At 45.5% G+C, this 17728-nt stretch carries 14 protein-coding genes; 12 read left to right on the forward strand and 2 right to left on the reverse strand.

All coding sequences use genetic code 11. The features are described 5' to 3' along the window. Nucleotides 1–307 precede the first annotated feature (307 nt). From BLS69_RS19765 to BLS69_RS19780, 4 genes are all read left to right on the forward strand, one after another. Nucleotides 308–925, forward strand: a complete 618-nt coding sequence (locus BLS69_RS19765; protein ID WP_091035313.1) for a hypothetical protein — start codon at nt 308–310, stop codon at nt 923–925. Nucleotides 926–937: 12 nt separating this feature from the next. Further along, nucleotides 938–1216 (forward strand): hypothetical protein, encoded by a 279-nt coding sequence (locus tag BLS69_RS19770; protein WP_091035315.1) that lies wholly within the window; start codon nt 938–940, stop codon nt 1214–1216. A gap of 28 nt (nt 1217–1244) precedes the next feature. Then, nucleotides 1245–1805, forward strand: coding sequence for a DUF4303 domain-containing protein (locus tag BLS69_RS19775; RefSeq protein ID WP_091035318.1), 561 nt, complete (start codon nt 1245–1247; stop codon nt 1803–1805). A 255-nt stretch (nt 1806–2060) separates the two neighbouring features. Next, entirely contained in the window at nt 2061–2402 is a 342-nt protein-coding gene (locus BLS69_RS19780; protein ID WP_047841001.1) for a hypothetical protein, read from the forward strand. 84 nt (nt 2403–2486) lie between these two features. Here the strand turns inward: BLS69_RS19780 and BLS69_RS19785 are convergent, their stop codons facing one another. Further along, nucleotides 2487–3209 (reverse strand): YheC/YheD family protein, encoded by a 723-nt coding sequence (locus BLS69_RS19785; protein ID WP_091035321.1) that lies wholly within the window; start codon nt 3207–3209, stop codon nt 2487–2489. Nucleotides 3210–3664: 455 nt separating this feature from the next. Here BLS69_RS19785 and BLS69_RS19790 point away from each other — a divergent pair, with 455 nt between their 5' ends. The 6 genes from BLS69_RS19790 to BLS69_RS19815 all read left to right on the forward strand — a co-directional run bounded on the left by BLS69_RS19790 (nt 3665) and on the right by BLS69_RS19815 (nt 13347). Then, nucleotides 3665–4759, forward strand: a complete 1095-nt coding sequence (locus BLS69_RS19790; protein ID WP_091035324.1) for a bifunctional glycosyltransferase family 2/GtrA family protein — start codon at nt 3665–3667, stop codon at nt 4757–4759. Further along, nucleotides 4759–7050, forward strand: coding sequence for a glycosyltransferase family 2 protein (locus tag BLS69_RS19795; protein WP_176872883.1), 2292 nt, complete (start codon nt 4759–4761; stop codon nt 7048–7050). The genes BLS69_RS19790 and BLS69_RS19795 overlap by 1 nt, the downstream gene beginning before the upstream one ends. Before the next feature lie 11 nt (nt 7051–7061). Next, nucleotides 7062–8915 (forward strand): hypothetical protein, encoded by a 1854-nt coding sequence (locus BLS69_RS19800; protein WP_091035329.1) that lies wholly within the window; start codon nt 7062–7064, stop codon nt 8913–8915. Between the two features lie 192 nt (nt 8916–9107). Continuing rightward, nucleotides 9108–10247: a 5-methyltetrahydropteroyltriglutamate--homocysteine S-methyltransferase gene (locus BLS69_RS19805; protein ID WP_091035332.1), complete on the forward strand. Its 1140-nt coding sequence runs from the start codon at nt 9108–9110 to the stop codon at nt 10245–10247. A gap of 368 nt (nt 10248–10615) precedes the next feature. Further along, on the forward strand, nt 10616–12559 hold the full coding sequence (locus BLS69_RS19810; protein WP_091035334.1) for a DUF6242 domain-containing protein: 1944 nt from the start codon (nt 10616–10618) through the stop codon (nt 12557–12559). Between the two features lie 26 nt (nt 12560–12585). Beyond that, nucleotides 12586–13347 carry a leucine-rich repeat domain-containing protein gene (locus tag BLS69_RS19815; protein ID WP_091035337.1) on the forward strand — a complete coding sequence of 254 codons (762 nt, stop codon included), beginning with the start codon at nt 12586–12588 and terminating at the stop codon, nt 13345–13347. Between the two features lie 163 nt (nt 13348–13510). Here BLS69_RS19815 and BLS69_RS19820 read toward each other — a convergent pair whose 3' ends face one another. Next, on the reverse strand, nt 13511–14602 hold the full coding sequence (locus BLS69_RS19820) for a GntR family transcriptional regulator (RefSeq protein ID WP_091036490.1): 1092 nt from the start codon (nt 14600–14602) through the stop codon (nt 13511–13513). Nucleotides 14603–15042: 440 nt separating this feature from the next. Here BLS69_RS19820 and BLS69_RS19825 point away from each other — a divergent pair, with 440 nt between their 5' ends. Together BLS69_RS19825 and BLS69_RS19830 are read left to right on the forward strand one after the other, a co-directional pair. Beyond that, a complete protein-coding gene (locus BLS69_RS19825) occupies nt 15043–16668 on the forward strand; it encodes a xylulokinase (protein ID WP_091035340.1) in 1626 nt (541 codons plus the stop codon). Between the two features lie 175 nt (nt 16669–16843). Next, complete coding sequence (locus BLS69_RS19830; RefSeq protein ID WP_047840995.1) at nt 16844–17539, forward strand: L-ribulose-5-phosphate 4-epimerase; 696 nt, start codon at nt 16844–16846, stop codon at nt 17537–17539. The last annotated feature ends 189 nt before the right edge of the window (nt 17540–17728 follow it).

The raw sequence follows: 17728 nt of genomic DNA on the forward strand, positions 1-17728 counted from the left end.
CATCCTCACAGAGCGGGTAGTCTAAAATTCACCCCACGTATGTCTTTTGCTCACGTGCAGACGCATTTATTCTGATATTTGGCTACCCTTTCAAAGTTGATTCGCAAAATTCAGGTGTAAAGTAGGTAGACTCAGGAAAGGTAATCACTATAATGGAAATAAGATACATATATAGTTGATATATAAGAATGGATGCGGATGAACTAACGCTCAATATAGAGATAGAGATGAGGAAGAGCGGTGAGTAAACCTGAACCGCTAAGGTCATTGGCATAACATTTCTAAACAGGGCGGTGAGCGAAAAGAAATGGACAAATTAAAGAATAGCGGATTCTATAAACTGAGATTCTTCATCACTCCTGAAGAGTTTAAAAGCCTTTTGCAGCTTTTGGAGCATCGGCAAGCGCAATTCTATCGTACCAATGCTACCCGAACAGAACATGATTATAGACAGGTGTACGAGGGGTATCAGACGTTCTATCAGTATTTTGTGGCAGGAGAAAAGAGAGATGACATCCATCCCTTCTTTGTTTACTCTATTTCGATTGCATCGGATCAAGAAAGTTCAGGATTTTTTGTGAGAAATGAAGGGGTTTCTTTTCCATATCACGGAGAATGGGCAGAGGATGAGCTTCCGTGTATCTTGCTTTCATTTCCGAAAGGTTTTCAAGTTAATGTGGAAGATGAAAAAGGAAAGTACTATATATATGAGGATATCCGGAACCATAAGCCGCTAACCTATGCGTTTTTCGATGAAATAAGAGACTCTATCAAAAAAATGACCAAACCCCTTCGCTTCTCAGCCCTTGATGCAGATGCGATGAAGGAGCAAAAGCCCTCTGTGCGTATAAGCCATGATGCAATGCACGAATTGAGCCAATCGTGGATATTCAGTAAATATGGACTTGTGATTCATGGCAAATAGGAGGGGGACGAAATGATGTTCGCCCTAAAGCTTATCTGTACCTGGGTACTGCTTGCTGCCTCATGTTCAGCAGTATGGTGGAGTTTCAGAACAGAAAAGCTTATAACCATCTCCTGGCTGGCATTTTTGCTACCGGCTGTCTTCCAGCTAGCTACCGCTTTCCGGATCGGTCCAGGCCAAGCAAAGTCACTCATCGTGTTCGGCTGCATCAATCTGGTGTTTGCTGCCCTTGTAGGTGCGGGTGTTTGGTATCTAGTCCAAATAGCCAATTCATATCGAAGGGGCAAATGATCAACGAATGGAAAGGGGAACTCCAATCATGAAGCCAATGCAAGAAATAGAGACACTGGCCATAGAGATCGCCGCTGCCGCCAGAACGTCCTTTTGCACCCTTTTTGAAAATGGTGAATGTTACTATTATTGTACGTTATACACTACTGGCGAGGGACATGCGCCAAGCATCTCTGCCTGGTCGTGGGAAGCTTTGGCGTTGGAATCGGCTAGGCAAGCAGAAGAAAGTGATACGCCGGTATCCACGATTGCGGATCTCATCAAATGGTCGTATGCGGATTCGCCCTATTGTTGTTTTGGGGATGATCACTTTGACGGTGTCAAACAACGATATAACGAGCGTCCTTTCATTGCGGAACTGGAGTATGATGATTGGGATCGCGAGTTGGATGTGAGGCTGAACGCCATGGAGCTGGCGATGAAAATGCTCGATGATGAAGGCATATTTGCCTTAAATCAACGGCGAGAGTCCGTATGTGTCCTTGTTGAAGTCATGCCGCCGGATAAGATCAATACCGAAATTGCCTTACGTTTGAATCGGGCGGAATCTCCGGCGATGCAAGCATGGTTGGCGGAGGCGGCAGAATAGAAGCATCTGCATTTGGGGAGTTTTGACCGTCTATTTACATTATATTATGTACCGTTTCGACTCAATTGGCTGAATAAGATGATTATGATAATAGGACTATAATTTTCGAACCACCTTTGTACAGTAAAGGGTGGTTCTTTTTTGTGTCTGCGACCCTCGGACAAACACACTTTTTCTACCTTGTCCACATTTATACCTCACCAAAACTATTTAATTGCATTTAATAGATTATCAATAAAAAAGGAGGTTTTGAGAATGGGAAATAGAAGACCTGGAGCACCTAGAGGTGGTTATGACCCTGTTCAGATCTATAACTCGACTTCGTTTAATGCGAGTGGAGTAGTGGAGTATGCATCCATCTTTTGTAGCAACGATAGATATAGTGTTCAGCGTGACGAGACTTGGAGATCTTCCGACCGTGGTGTGTGCCTGGTAACTAGAATCACCGCGACGGTTAGAACACCAAGTGGAAATATTGAGGCTGAACCGTATACCTCTTCTGGTACTTCGTACAGCCAGTTCGCCATTATACAGGTAGGGGTAAATCAGTTCCGAGTGACACGTGTTACAAGTGCGATTAGAAAATGCCGGAAATAACCGAAGAGGGTTAATATCAAGAACAGGTACTAAACAGGAAGAGACGACTGGCCATGAGTAAAAGGCTGGTCGTCTTCTTTTGCTTTAATGTTCTTTGTACCATAATATTCTGCGGTGCATCGAGGAATCTTTCAAAAGTCGGAAAGGCCGTAAGGCTGGTTGATAATTGCCTTCGATAATCCAAATTCGCCGTTTCTTGTCGATGGCTATATCGAACCCGACTTGTCTAAGCATAGGGTAATGCTCTCCCAATCGTTTGGCAGCTAATCGTGCAACTTGTTCCGCTCTGACAAGTAAGCGCCGATCTCCAATTCGAGCTAGTCTCAGTGCTTTAAGAACCGGAATGGGGCGGTTATTCACATTGGTGACTTGGTATCCTTGTGCTGCGACTTTAGCATAGGAACCTGTCACGTTCCAAGTGGACGAGGAACTCTTTTTGCGCTGAACCATGATCCGAATGTCGAACGGCCTGTGTTTAATTTGAGCAAGCTGCAGACGCTTTTGGACAATATATTCATCACTTTTGATTGTTTGTTCGAACCATTCGAGTAACTGCTCGTTGTCTCTCATGGTGACTGTGTTATTTTCATTTTGAATACGATAAGCATTTGCACCGCTTCGTTTAATGAACAGGATACCCCTTCCGTAACTGCCATTACGAGGTTTCAGTACAACGCTGGGATATTGAAGAAGCATCTTCGTTAGCGTATGCTTCTCAAGCAACTGTGTTTCTGGCAAACGTTCAGCGAGAGAGGGCTCATCGCGCAGAATGCCATACTGCAACCATTTGTCTCTTTCGAATAACATGGAATCACAGCCTTTTTCAATCGTCTACGGTAATTCTAATTCAAATTCGTGATCCGCATAAGTGGCCATTCGTCCAGATTTGTAAGTCGATGCATGTCCAATCGGTCGATGGAGACAGAAGATGAACTTTTGCGAGAAATGACTGCATTCTGGGGAGGTGTTCATTCACGCTTCGAGTGGCTTCTGGATACGCAGGCTCACTTCTATCACCACCATGGATAACGGCATGCCGTGCTGGTACATGTACTGAAACGAGAGCCAAATGTGCAATTGTTCGAGTAGTGCTAGACTAACCCTCAACTAGTATTTTTCGCCTATAAACTAGCTTATAAAAGAGTGCAACTTTTTTACCAATATATATACAAGTTATTCGTTTACTGTATGCCTTTTCGATGTTATACTCACAATATTCAAAAAAGAATCTGTGAAAATATGTCGAATTGAGGCTTATCAGGATGATTATAGGTAGACAAAACGGCGAAACGATCATCCTCATTCCATCGCTTGAACCGGATGAGAGACTTCCAGCCTATGTAAGGCAATTGCGAGAGTATGGATTTACTAATATTGTTATTGTGGACGACGGATCTGGTGATGCCTACAAGTCGATTTTCGAGGAGCTTCGTGAGAACGGTTGTGCTCTGTTGACACATGTGGAAAATCAGGGGAAGGGTGCGGCACTCAAGACCGGATTTGAGTATATTGGGAAGCAATTCGACGCATCTTCCTTCGTCGTAACCGCTGATTCAGACGGACAACACGCAGCTGAGGATGTATACCGCATAGCCCAAGAAGCAAGGATTCATCCGGACTCTTTGGTGCTCGGGGTAAGGAACTTCAGCGAGGGGAATATACCCCCAAAGTCCCTGTTAGGTAATCGGATGACCTCTTTTATTTTTGCCATGCTGTATGGTAAAAAACTGTCAGATACCCAGACTGGGCTTCGTGCCTTCGGTCCAGGGTTACTTGCGTTTATGCAGGATGTTCGCGGCACTCGATTTGAATATGAGCTGCAGATGCTCATCTCGTGCATTCAGTCTGGCATACCGATTCATACCATGCCAATCCAAGTCATTTATGAGAATGGCAATGCGGGCACTCATTTTAAAGCGATCCAGGATAGTGCTCGGGTCATGGGGGTGTTGTTCTCCAATTTCCTGCGGTTCATCTCATCATCGGTGGCCAGTTCTGTTGTGGATTTGGGCATTGCCTGGTTTTTAATAGACGCGTTGCGGCCCGTGTTGGGTGAGCAGCACTATTTAAGAATTCTGCTTGCAACCGTGATTGCGAGAGTGATTTCCATTGTAGTCAACTATGTACTGAACAGACATTTTGTATTTCGCAAGGAGGATAGCCAGGGAAGTCTATGGCGCTATCTGACGTTATGCGGAGTGGTGATCTTGCTTTCCAGTACCGGTGTATATATATTCCATACCGTTCTCTTCGTAGATGAGAAATTGGCGAAATTCGTCTGTGATGCCTTGCTGTTCCTGCTCAGTTTCCAATTGCAGCGAAGATGGGTATTTGCAGCAAGGAGGAAGCAGCTGTAGTGCAAAACGAAAAAAGGCAGAATATCTTTTTTGTCATCACGATGATCCTGATGTCGATTTATTTGGTATGGCGTACATTCTTTACGTTGCCATGGGGTGAAGGCGTACTGAACGTCATTTTCGGTATGCTGCTGATTGTGGCTGAAACGGTCACCGTACTGACAACCTTTGAATTATTCTTTCAAAAGATGCAAAAAGAACGTACACAGCTCGACTTTCCAATCGTTCCGCCGGAGTACTATCCGGATGTGGATGTATTTATTGCTACGCATAATGAGCCTGTTGATCTGTTATATAAAACCGTTAATGCCTGTACGTTCATGGATTACCCGGACAAGCAGAAGGTTCATATCTATCTCTGTGACGATGGAGCAAGACCAGAGGTAGAGGAGCTTGCCAGACAGTTTGGCGTGGGATATCTGGGGTTTCCCGGAAACAAGGATGCCAAGTCTGGTAATCTGAACAATGCACTGAGCAAAAGCTCTTCGCCGCTTATTGCAACGTTTGATGCGGATATGATTCCACAACACACCTTTTTGATGAAAACGGTACCCTATTTCATGCTCTCCACGTTTATTAAGGAGAATGAGGTATGGCGTCCTCGCCGAGAGGATGAGATGGACCCTAAGTTCAAGCTTGGGCTGGTACAGACCCCGCAGAGCTTCTACAATCCGGATCTATTCCAGTTTAACCTGTATGCAGAGCAAGGCATTCCGAATGAACAGGATTTCTTCTCCAGAGAAGTGAACATCCTGCGTAATGCCTCCAATGCGGTAGCCTATACAGGAAGTAATACGATCATTTCTCGGCAGGGTATGGAAGACATAGGAGGTTTTCCGCTCAATACGATCACCGAGGACTTCGAGACAAGCATCCGCTTGCAGCAGGAAGGTTATATTACTTATGCGACTCAAGAGGTTCAAGCTGCCGGGCAGACAACAACAACAGTGAAGAGCATGATTAAGCAGCGGATTCGCTGGGCAAGGGGTATCATTCAGAGCCTGCAGAATACGCGTGCACCCTTATCTGGGAAGCTTCCTTTCTGGACGAGAGTGACCTACTTAAGCAGTTTCTTATACTGGTGGTCCTTCTTTAACCGGTTGATTTTCATTTTGGCACCTATTTTATTTGCGTTATTCGACTTCCAGATTGTGAACACAACCTTCTGGCAGATCTTAATATTCTGGCTTCCATCTTATTTCTTCTATAGTGTATCCATGCGATATCTGTCCAGCAATATTCGGAATCAGCGCTGGAGTCAGGTTATCGATACCATATTTATGCCTTATCTGATCTGGCCGGTTCTCCTGGAGACGCTGGGTATTCGTGAGAAAAAATTCAAGGTCACCAACAAAAGCAGAGCAAGCGGTCGACAATGGATGTCTGCTCTGTTATATGCACTTCCGCATATCTTCTTGCTGTTGCTATCCATTGCAGCCGTGATTCGGTATGTCAATGGCAAGTACGGCATTGCGCTGTTCTTCAGCAGTATCATTATTTTCTGGCTGATTCATAACATGATTGCGCTGTGTTACGCCCTGTTCTTCATGATTGGCCGCCGTGCGTATCGGGAGACAGAACGGATTCGGGCGCAGGAAGATGTCACGATTCATGACCAAGCCAACAATCTGCGATATCAGGCCAAGACGGTGGATGTATCCGAACAAGGGATTGCCTTTTATGTCCCTTATCCCATTTATTTGGCTGAGCAGAAGATCATCTCTCTGGTCGTCAAAACCGAGCGATATGAGGCGAACCTCGATGCAGTCATCGTTTATGTGAAACAGGATGGGGAGGGCTGGCGTTATTCTGCAACGGTTCAGCCGGTCGATGAGAATGATAACCGCCAATACATGCAAATCATCTACGACCGTAAACACTCATTGCCAGAGCAGATGAATCTGTGGGATACGGCTTATGACGATATGCTTCGCAATGTGAAAAAACGGATTGTTCAACCCAGATCGGATCAGCGAAAAATGCCGCGGCTTTCCCTTCAGCTTCCGGTTCATTTCACCAATCATGCTAGCTGTACGCTGCGCAGCTTCAATTATCGTTTCTTCTCTGCGACGGGATTTCATGGTGATATTGCGGCAGGAGCGGTCGTTACTTTTTATACAAAGAGTAATATTGAAGTCATTTTGCAACATACGGGAAAAACGACAGCCCGTGAGCGCGAAGTGCTTCTCTCGGTGGAGAATATCGATGATATTGTGGAGAAGGGCTTGATCGACCAATTGCTGACGGATCTGATTCAGCCACATTCCGATCGTGCCACCAGAGAGGGTTAGGAGAGATAAAGATGCTCATTGTGCTTCATTTTGTGATGGGAGTTTTATTGATATTCTCCTTTCTTGGTTATATGCAGTTTGTACGGAAGGCACTTTCACTGCGTTGGGAGTTCATCCCTGTATTCGTGTTTTCCTCGATTGCCTGCATTGTTTTTCTGAGTGGTTTGGCAGGGCAGCTCTTTACGGGTAGCCTTGTCATCCTGATTGCAGGTTTGCTTTTGTATGGGGGAATGTTGTTTCTCAGGCTGCGCCGAGGGGCATCATTACGTATGTCTTTTTCTATATTCCAATTTTCATTCCTGGCAGGGACTTTTGTTTTCTTGCTGGTGCTCTTTCAGAACCAATTAACACATTACGATAATTTCTCGCATTGGGCTATCGTATTAAAGCAGATGCTGAGTACAGACGCCTTTCCGACGCCAGACTCCAACCTGATTGATTTTAAAAACTATCCGCTGGGGACTTCGTCATTTATTTATTATGTCTGTCGCTTCATGGGGCACTCCCAGTCCGTAATGCTCTTGGCACAGGGATTGCTTATCTTTTCCTGTTTTTATGCCATGTTTGGCATTGTTTCGGAGAAGAAACGCTTTCTTCTGTACGCTTTTCTCGGACTCGGGTTATCTACACTTTCTTTTTTCAATCTGACGATTCGGATCACGAATCTACTCGTGGATTTCTTGCTTCCAATCTACGCGCTTGCGATCCTGGCGGTGATCTACCAATATCGTAATGAGATCAAAAAAGCATGTATTGTTGTTCTTCCGCTTGCGGGATTGCTGACCATTATCAAAAGCACAGGTATTATTTTCGCCGCGATCGGCCTGATTTTCCTGGTGTATACATGGCTAAAACATAAGCAAAAGTTCGATTGGAAAACAGCACTCGCTGTCGTGGGCACGATCTGCGGTGTGCTAATTCCCTACTTCGGATGGAGCTGGCGAATGGCAACGGTGTTCCAAGGGATTGATAACAAGTTCGATGTGGCTACTTCGGGGATTCAGGCCGGCAAAACGCCGGAGCAGATGCAGGAGATTCTGTGGACTTTCCTGAAGGCCAGTACGGATCTGACGACACGGCCAGTGATCGGCATTGTTATTTTCCAGCTTATCGCGATTGCAGCATCTGTATTTGCCATCGTTGTGCTCAAGAAGAAGTGGAACTTGTGGAAAGCATTAATTGCTTTGGACGTTGTTCTGTTACTGTACTATGCGGGTATTCTGGCGCTGTATCTCTTCTCCATGCCACTGGATGAAGCCATTGTCCTGGCGGGCTTTGAGCGTTATGCATCGAGTATCGTGGTGCTGTTCGCCGGTGGGCTGGTGTTGTGCGCTGCAATCGACCTGGAGCGTTCATTTCACTATCGGATCGGTGAAGTGCCTGATTATCAATCCTTTAAGACGGTCGAGACGAAAGGTCATTATCAAAAAGGCATTATCGGCTGTATGGCTGTTGCCGCCACCATCCTTTTGTCCGAATACAACGGTATCGTGTCTATCGCCCAAAGCTATGATACAACGCTCCCTTACAAGATTCATGCGGTTACCGGTGATCGGTGGTACCCAGGTGGGCAGGAGGATAATAATAGATATCTCTTCTACGCCTCAGACAGGGACCAACAGGTCACGAACTATTACATGCAATATGTAGGGAAGTATTTCTTGTATGCTCCTCATGTGGACGGAATCGTGTTGTTCTATGAGGATAATATGGACAACCTTCTGAGCGGCTACGATTATCTAGTGGTCGTCGAGACCGATCTCAACGCCAAGTGGTTGCTGAAAAAGCATTATGGCATCGACATGCAGGAGGGTATCTACAAAATCACCCGTTCCGGGGATCAGATCGTTCTTACGTTGACTTGAGATCATAGATGTTGAAACCCTGTTCCGGACATCCGGTCAGGTAAGATTAAATACATGATTGTATATAGAGTCCCCTTAAATATAGCCCGCTATAGCTAATACCTATAGCGGGCTATAACTCTTTCGTAGAACAGCTATTCCGATCGGATATGTTATATTTAGTTCTATAATGATAAACGGGGAGATTAAACTATGAGCGTACAAACAGAACCTAAACAACGAACAGTCACTCCATTTCGATATGATATTGTGGGCAGTTTCCTGCGCCCAAGTGCGTTGAAGGATGCCCGATTAAAATACCAGAACGGCGAAATTACCACGGAACAGTTGAATGAAGTGGAGAATGCCGAGATTGTGAAACTTGTACAGAAGCAAAAAGAGGTTGGACTTCAGGCTGTAACGGACGGCGAATTCCGCCGCTCTTGGTGGCATCTGGACTTCTTCTGGGGACTGGATGGTGTAGAGCGGACGATCATTGAGGAAGGCTACCGATTCAACGGAGCGACATCCAGACCGGAAACAGCTCGTCTGAGTGGCAAAATCAGTTATAGCAGTCATCCATTTGTAGCGCATTATGCCTTCTTGAAAGAAGCCGCTGGGAAAGACGTTGTTGCCCGTCAGTCCATCCCAGCAGCTGCACAGTTCCTATTCGAATTGGACCGGGCAGATAATAAGGAAAGCACACAGGCCATCTATCCGAACCGCCAAGAGCTTCTCTCGGACATTGCCGGGGCGTACAAAGCATCCATCTTGGCCTTTTATGAAGCCGGCTGCCGCAGCATCCAGATTGATGATTGCACGTGGGGTGCACTGTGTGACCAACAGTTCATCACAGTGATGGAGCAGATTGGCGTTAATGTGGAAGAGTACGCAAACGAACTTGCAAAACTGAACGAAGATGTGGTATCTGGCCTGCCGGAAGACCTCGTGGTAACCACTCATGTCTGCCGCGGTAATTATGTTTCGACATTTGCAGGAGTCGGTGGCGGTTACGAGCCGATTGCGCAGACACTTCTGAGCATCGATAACTACTCTGGATTCTATCTGGAGTTTGATACGGAACGGGCTGGTGACTTCAAGCCACTTCGTTTCCTGAAGGACAATCAGCAGGTTGTACTTGGCCTCTTCTCTTCCAAATTCGGAGAGTTGGAGAACAAGGAAGATATCCTGAAACGGATTGAGGAAGCTACACAATATGTTGATCTGGATCGAATCTGCCTGAGCCCGCAATGCGGCTTCGCTTCCACGGAAGAAGGCAACCATCTGACCGAGGAACAACAATGGCGCAAGCTTTCCTTCATTAAGGAAATTGCTGAAGAGCTCTGGAAGTAGGAAGTAACATTTGCAGCGTCATTCATCATTCACTCATGTGTTTATGTATAAGAAAAAATCGCTAAAAAGCCGTACGGACCATCATCCGTATGGCTTTTTGGTGTAAGTCCTCACTTTTGAGTGGATATTTGATCAGAGCCCATAACAGCCAAGAGAGTAAAGCAAGGGGGAGATATGAGAATAACGGATCAGCCCATATTATATTAGGGTTACATTCCTTGGTGAAGTAGTCCATTATCCATTCTTAACGGAACAGTTATAGGATGAGAGCAGGAGGGGTTCTATTAAATTAGGATGAGGATAATATCAATGTATTTCGTTCCAGATCATGGTATATTTCTAGTATTAAATAATGTAAGGAGATAACTATGAGTCGCACACTAGTTTTTTCACTAAAAGTAATACCTCTGCTGTTAACTACGATTCTGCTGTTTTCCCTAATTTCTGTACATCCTGCCCAGGCAGAGGGTGAAGTTGCGAACATTGAGGATGCTGTAGTAAAAAGTCAGTTGAACCTTAATTGGTCTTCGTTGGATGAGTTAAATAGTGGATTTTCCCATTCCATTGCCTATGGTGGAGGGATTTATATGATGCCAGCTGCTGGAGGCTATGTGAAAACCTCTAAGGACGGAGTTACATGGAAGACAATCTATACCGGGAATCCAGTAGATTTTAGTTTGATTATTCGTGGAAAGTCAGAATTCATGGGTTTTCGTGAGGAAGCAGATATCGTAACCGTATGGACATCCACTGATGGTCTGTCATGGGAGAAGTTAAATAATTCAATACATATAAGATTTTTAAAAGACGCCATATGGAACGGGAAACGATATATTGCAGTTGGTGGAACAACATATGAAGGAAAGATTTTCTCTTCAGAGGACGGATTAACGTGGACCGAGCGAAAAACAGGGATCTCCACCAATTTTACAGCCGTAGCATGGGGCAATAATACCTTCGTGGCTCAAGGTTATGAAGGCGGAGTCGTAGCGGTATCCAAAGACGGAATCACCTGGAAAAAGGTGAAGACCAATCAGCCCAATTATGAGCAAGTTTGGGATATGACCTATGGCGGTGGAGCTTTTGTTGCTGTAGGGGATGCAACGATCATGACCTCGAAGGATGGACTGAAATGGACATACGTATCGTCCAAAGCCTTTTGGTCCAAGGTGTACTGGGCAAAGGACAGGTTTTATATTTTTGGTTTTGAATATGTGAATAAAGCCAATCATGTCTTGAAGGAGGTCAACTGGACATCCAAGGATGGTAAGAGCTGGAGCGATGCTGGGTTTGCAACTAGCCCTAAGCAGAACCCGTTTTTTACCATTCACAACGGCAAACAGTATATAACGATTACGGATGCTGGTATTCAAACATCTGCGGATGGGCGCAAATGGAAGCTGACAAAGCGATATCCTTTTGTGCTTCCAAGTAACGTATATGAAGCAGCAGTAAGCAAGGATAGGCTGGTGCTGGTGGGTGGGTATCGTAGCCAGCTTAACTTCCTTTCCGTCAGCTCGCAGGGTTCTGCAAAGATGAACACGGCTGGCAAATGGCAATCTTCTTATGTGGATCAAGCGTATCCACTTCGGGGAGTTGTATGGTCAGGGAAGGACTTTTTTGCGGTAGGAGATAACGGGAAGATGATGTCCTCTGTTGATGGGGTAAAGTGGACGGTCATTAAATCACCGACAACTCAATCACTTACGAGCGTGCTGTATGCTAAAAATACGTATTACGTGGCAGGCGAGGCCGGCACGATTCTTTCTTCCAAGGATAGGAAGACGTGGAGGACCCTAAACACTAATGTAAAGAAAAAAATCAATGCGATGGCATCAAACGGCACAACATTGGTAGCCGTTGGAGAAAAAGGGCTTTTGCTCGTCTCCGAGGATGGTCTGAAGTGGAACGAAATCCCGGCACGGTTTCCTGGGCATAATTTCGATGTGGTATGGGGTGACGGAAAATTTGTCGTGACCACTGCCAGTTACTATGGGAATGCACAGAGTGCGGTTATTTTGACTTCAGAGGACGGTAAGAAATGGGCGAGGACAGAGTTCCGTGACGAATTATATGCTCGTGGAATGAACACTGGATTCTTTGGCATCTCATACGTGGGCAATCTCTTCATTGCTGTTGGCAGTGAAGGTTCCATCTTCCTTTCCGATGACGCTGAGAAATGGACCAAGCAGGATGTCTTGACGGTAGACGATTGGTACGATGCGGTGGAGTTTAAAGGGAAAGTGTACGTCTTTGGAAATACAGGTAAAATCGTTACGGCTGACCTCAACTCCTTGAAACGGAGCCACTAATTAAGATGCTTAAAGGGAGAATCTATATGCGTAATCAATTCATCAAAAGTATGATCGTTTTATGTTTGGTTTTTGTACTATTACCGACCACTATTATCTCGGCTGCATCGCTTATCAAAGACCCGGTCCTGGCCAAAGTTATTCGGACAGATTTGAAGATGTCGGCTAAGAAGGAACTAAAGGCTGCTGATTTGAAAAAATTAAAATCCATATATGCTATGGAAACAAAAAGTAAGATTTCTAACCTGCAAGGTCTTGAACATGCCGTTAATATGACGGATTTATTCTTGCCTGACCAAAATATAAAAAATATTAAACCACTTAACAAGTTAAAGAAATTGACGTTCTTAGCTGTTGAAGGCAATCAGATTGCAGATATCTCGCCACTTATAGGTCTGACTAATCTGCAAAATCTGGTTATGGACGATAACAAAATCAAAAGCCTGGCTCCATTAAAAAATATGCGTAAGCTAACCAGTCTACTCGCCAGTGGGAATCAGGTGTCTGATCTAAGTCCTCTTCAGAAGTTAAAGTTGGAATGGGTTATTATGAATGATAATAAAATTCAAGATCTGACACCTTTAAAGAACCATCCAACCTTGGAGTATCTATATGTAGAAGATAACCTCATTGAGGATATTTCAGTGCTCGAAACCATCCCACATCTAACAGAGGTATATTTGGCTAATAATCCGTTGAATGAGCGTGCAGAGCAGGTTATGAAAAAATTGGAGAAGAAAGGCGTCGTTGTAAGTCTGGTAAGCGAAGAAGCGGATCAGTCGAAGTAGTTTCGATTAGAGAAGATGTATATGTATATGTATATGTAAGAAGAAGTTAATCCCTCATTATATTGAACAAGAACAAAGAAGGCCGCAGATATTCTCGCGGCCTTCTTTAAGTATGTTGGACAGAAACGCTCGGTAACAACTTACCACCCGTCCCACAACAATATTATTCCACTTCGATCTCCTTCACCGTCTCTCCCTCAACCAGTACCGGCTGATAGTAGGTGTTTGTGGGCAGATCCTTTTTGCCTTGCAGATTCTTGATCACCCAGTCGGCAGCATCACGGCCCATTTGCTCTTGGGGATGGGTTAGTGTTGTTAGCCTTATGTTGGCATTCTTGGCGATGTACGAATTGTCCTGTCCAATGATGGATAACTCATCCGGGATCGAGATGCCGAGTTGTCTACAGGCGTGCACGACCTCTAGTCCCACCTCGTCGTTATAACAGACGATCGCGGTGAGCGAATCCCTGTTTTCCTCCAGATACGCTGCTACATTGGAGGAAAGTTCTTGCTTCGATGCGGTATCAAAGGAAAGCACTTGCTCAGGATGGAACCGTAACTTCGCTTCACCGAGTGCTTTGATGTACCCCTTCATCCGGTACTTGCCTTGCAAATCATCCATTTTCGCAATAATGCCGATCTGGGTGTGGCCTTTGGCGATCAACTCACGTGTGGCAAGATAACTGGATTGCACATCATCCAGACAGAAGAATGGAACCTCTAGCTCTTCATAAAAGGCATTAATCATCGTAAACGGTACATCCTGCTCCTTGAACGAAAGGTAGTACGCAATATTGGGATTGTAGAGATTACTTTTGGTCGGTTCGACGATCAGGCCATCCACACCGTAGGAGAGCATCATTTCTAGGGCTTTTTTCTCCTGTGCTACATCATTATTGGTACTAGCCAGCAGTAACGAGTAGTTGTCCTCATTCAGACGACTCTCAATGCCGCGGATAATGGACGGAAAGATGTAATCCGAGATGTATGTCGTGATCACACCGATCGTTTTCTTCGAAGTATGACCGCCTGATCGTGATCGATACTGATTGCTGACGTAAGTTCCCGACCCTTTTTCGCTTCGTAAAAACCCTTCGTTCGATAACTCCAAAATAGCCTTCCGTACCGTCTGGCGACTCACGTTGTAGCTGTCCTGTAATGCCGACTCCGTAGGGATCTGTTCGCCTATGCTATATGTCCCCGAGAGGATATGACTCTTTATATCATCAATGATGACCTGGTATTTTGGCTTCATGTAGTCCACTTCTTTCATCGTTACTCATCTATATCAATGTTGTTGTTCAAATAGTTGTACGTACATATTTTAGCATGATTCAGATGGGATGAAAATAAAACCGAACATTTTTCAAAATAAACCGTACATATTCAGCCTTTTCACATAGAGGTGTACCTTACAGCATAGCCATTTTATAGCCATATAAGACCTTTGGATAGTCAAATAGAGTACATTATGTGTCCTTTGTAAGTATAACTATTATATATTATTGACAAATGTACGTACAAAAAATATACTAAGGCTGTCAGAAAAGGAAAGCGCATTCTTTGAAAACACAGACTTTTTGAACCACCTTTTAAACAATATTCATTATTAGCTATCGCCAAAGTAAAAGCTTCACCTTATATATGCATCCTTAGGGATGTGAAATCGCGACCGGAGAGGGGATACACGTGATTATGAGTCAACTGGACTTGAAAGAAGCCATTACCAAGGGCGCTACTTCGCTCGGAATTGAATTTGGATCAACGCGGATTAAGGCGGTGTTGATTGACGAGCGTTTTGAGACCATCGCGTCAGGCAGTTATGAATGGGAGAACCTCCTGAAAGATGGATATTGGACGTACAACCAGGAGGATATCATCACAGGTCTGCAAACGGCTTATCGTGAGATGAAGCAAGATGTAGAACAGAAATACGGAATTACGCTGCGAACGGTCGGTTCCATCGGATTCTCGGCCATGATGCACGGATATATCGCGTTGGATAGCGCGGGTGAACTGCTGGTACCGTTCCGCACGTGGCGTAATGCTACGACGGGAGCAGCTGCAAGGGAGCTAACGGAACTTCTGCAATTCAATATTCCGGAACGCTGGAGCATCGCCCACTTGTACCAAGCCATTTTGAACGAAGAGGCACATGTGCCACAGATCGATCACCTGACAACTTTGGCTGGATACATCCACTGGTTGCTGACGGGCAATAAGGCGATTGGGATCGGCGATGCATCAGGCATTTTCCCAATTGACGAGTCTACACATAACTATCACCCATTCATGATCCAACAGTTCGACGAACAGATCGCAGGCAAAGGTTATCCGTGGAAAGTCGAGGACCTTCTGCCCAAGGTATATCTCGCTGGTGAGAATGCAGGTGTATTGACGGAAGCGGGAGCCAAGTTGCTCGACCCTTCGCAAGATCTGCAAGCAGGCATTCCGCTCTGTCCGCCAGAAGGCGATGCCGGAACAGGTATGGTGGCAACGAATAGCGTGAGAAAACGTACGGGGAACATCTCCGTGGGCACATCCGTATTTGCGATGATTGTACTGGAGAAGGAATTATCCAAAGTGTATCCCGAGATTGATATGGTCACCACGCCGGATGGTAGCCCAGTAGGGATGGTGCATGCCAACAACTGTTCCAGTGATATCAACGCATGGGTGGGATTGTTCCGCGAATTCTCTCAAGCGATGGGATATGAAGTGGATAACGCCAAGTTGTTTAGTGTGTTGTTTAACAAGGCTTTGGAGGCAGACCCAGATGGTGGTGGCTTGCTCAGCTACGGTTACTACTCAGGTGAGAACATTACGGGACTTGAGAAAGGCCGTCCCTTGTTCGTCCGCTCCCCGGAAAGCAACTTCAATCTGGCAAACTTCATGCGGACACATCTGTTCAGTGCCTTCGGCGCACTCAAGCTGGGCATGGACATTTTGACGGAGGAAGAGAATGTAGCCATTGACAGTATTTTGGCTCACGGCGGCCTGTTCAAGACCCCTGTCGTTGGACAACGGATTGTAGCAGCTGCGATGAACGTGCCGGTGTCGGTGATGTCTACCGCTGGTGAAGGCGGCGCATGGGGCATGGCACTTCTGGCTTCGTACATGATCAACAAAGATCAAGAGGAGAGCCTGGATGTGTTCCTGGAGCAGAAGGTCTTTAACGATGTGGAGGGAGTCGAAGTGGCGCCGGATGCATCGGATGTGCAAGGGTTTGAAGCATTTATCGAACGGTATCGGAGTGGACTCACAATTGAGCAATCAGCTGTAGATCATCTGGTAGAGGATGTTCAAAAAGACCGCTTTTGATTACGAAGGATGCCTAGTGGCATCATCAACATCGAATATGGAATTCAGCCGAAATGTCCGTTGCTCACGTAGCTCTATCTACGCTCCGCTACTCCATTTCTAGCTTCATCCCATCTTCTCGGTACTGAAAACCGACTTTTTGAACACGCACTATTAGAGAACGGGAGGGAATAACATGTTAGAACAACTGAAAGAAGAGGTATTCCAGGCGAATCTGGAACTGCCAAAGCACGGACTTGTAAAATTCACTTGGGGTAACGTCAGTGCAATTGATCGGGAAAGCGGTCTGTTCGTGATCAAACCAAGTGGCGTTAGCTACGATGTGATGAAAGCAAGCGATATGGTTGTGGTCGATCTGGACGGTAACGTGGTGGAGGGTGAGATGCGACCTTCCTCGGACACTGCAACACATGCCGTACTATATAAGCATTACTCGGAGATTGGTGGCATCGTGCACACACACTCCACATGGGCGACCATCTGGGCGCAAGCCGGACTGGACGTACCTGTTATGGGAACAACACATGCAGACACGTTCTATGGAGCAGTGCCTTGTGCACGGTTCTTGAACCAGGACGAGGTTGATCGTGGATACGAAGCGGAGACAGGACGCGTCATTATTGAAACGTTTGAACAGCGTGGGATTGATGTTATGGCTGTTCCGGCAGTATTGCTCCATGGGCATGCGCCGTTTACGTGGGGGAAAGATGCCAAGTCTGCGGTGGTGAACAGTGTCGTGCTGGAGGAAGTATGCAAAATGAACCTGTACGCGCGGCAGTTAAATAACTTCGCGAAGGAACTGCCACAAGGCATTCTGGATAAACACTATCTGCGAAAACACGGAAAAGACGCGTATTACGGACAGAAGTAATTAGGTTATAACAGTGATTGGAAGCATGTTCTGGCTTACAAGTGGTTTAGTTTGGGAATGACATGTTCAACTACACTTTTTACACGATAACGGAGAGTGCAGTACCAATCTGTAGAAGCGAAGCGCTCGCCTTTATAACCGGATATCATCCTTATTAAAATTGATCAAAGAAATCCGGGGATAACCAGC

This window comes from Paenibacillus sp. CF095 (assembly GCF_900101225.1).
Classification (GTDB): domain Bacteria; phylum Bacillota; class Bacilli; order Paenibacillales; family Paenibacillaceae; genus Paenibacillus.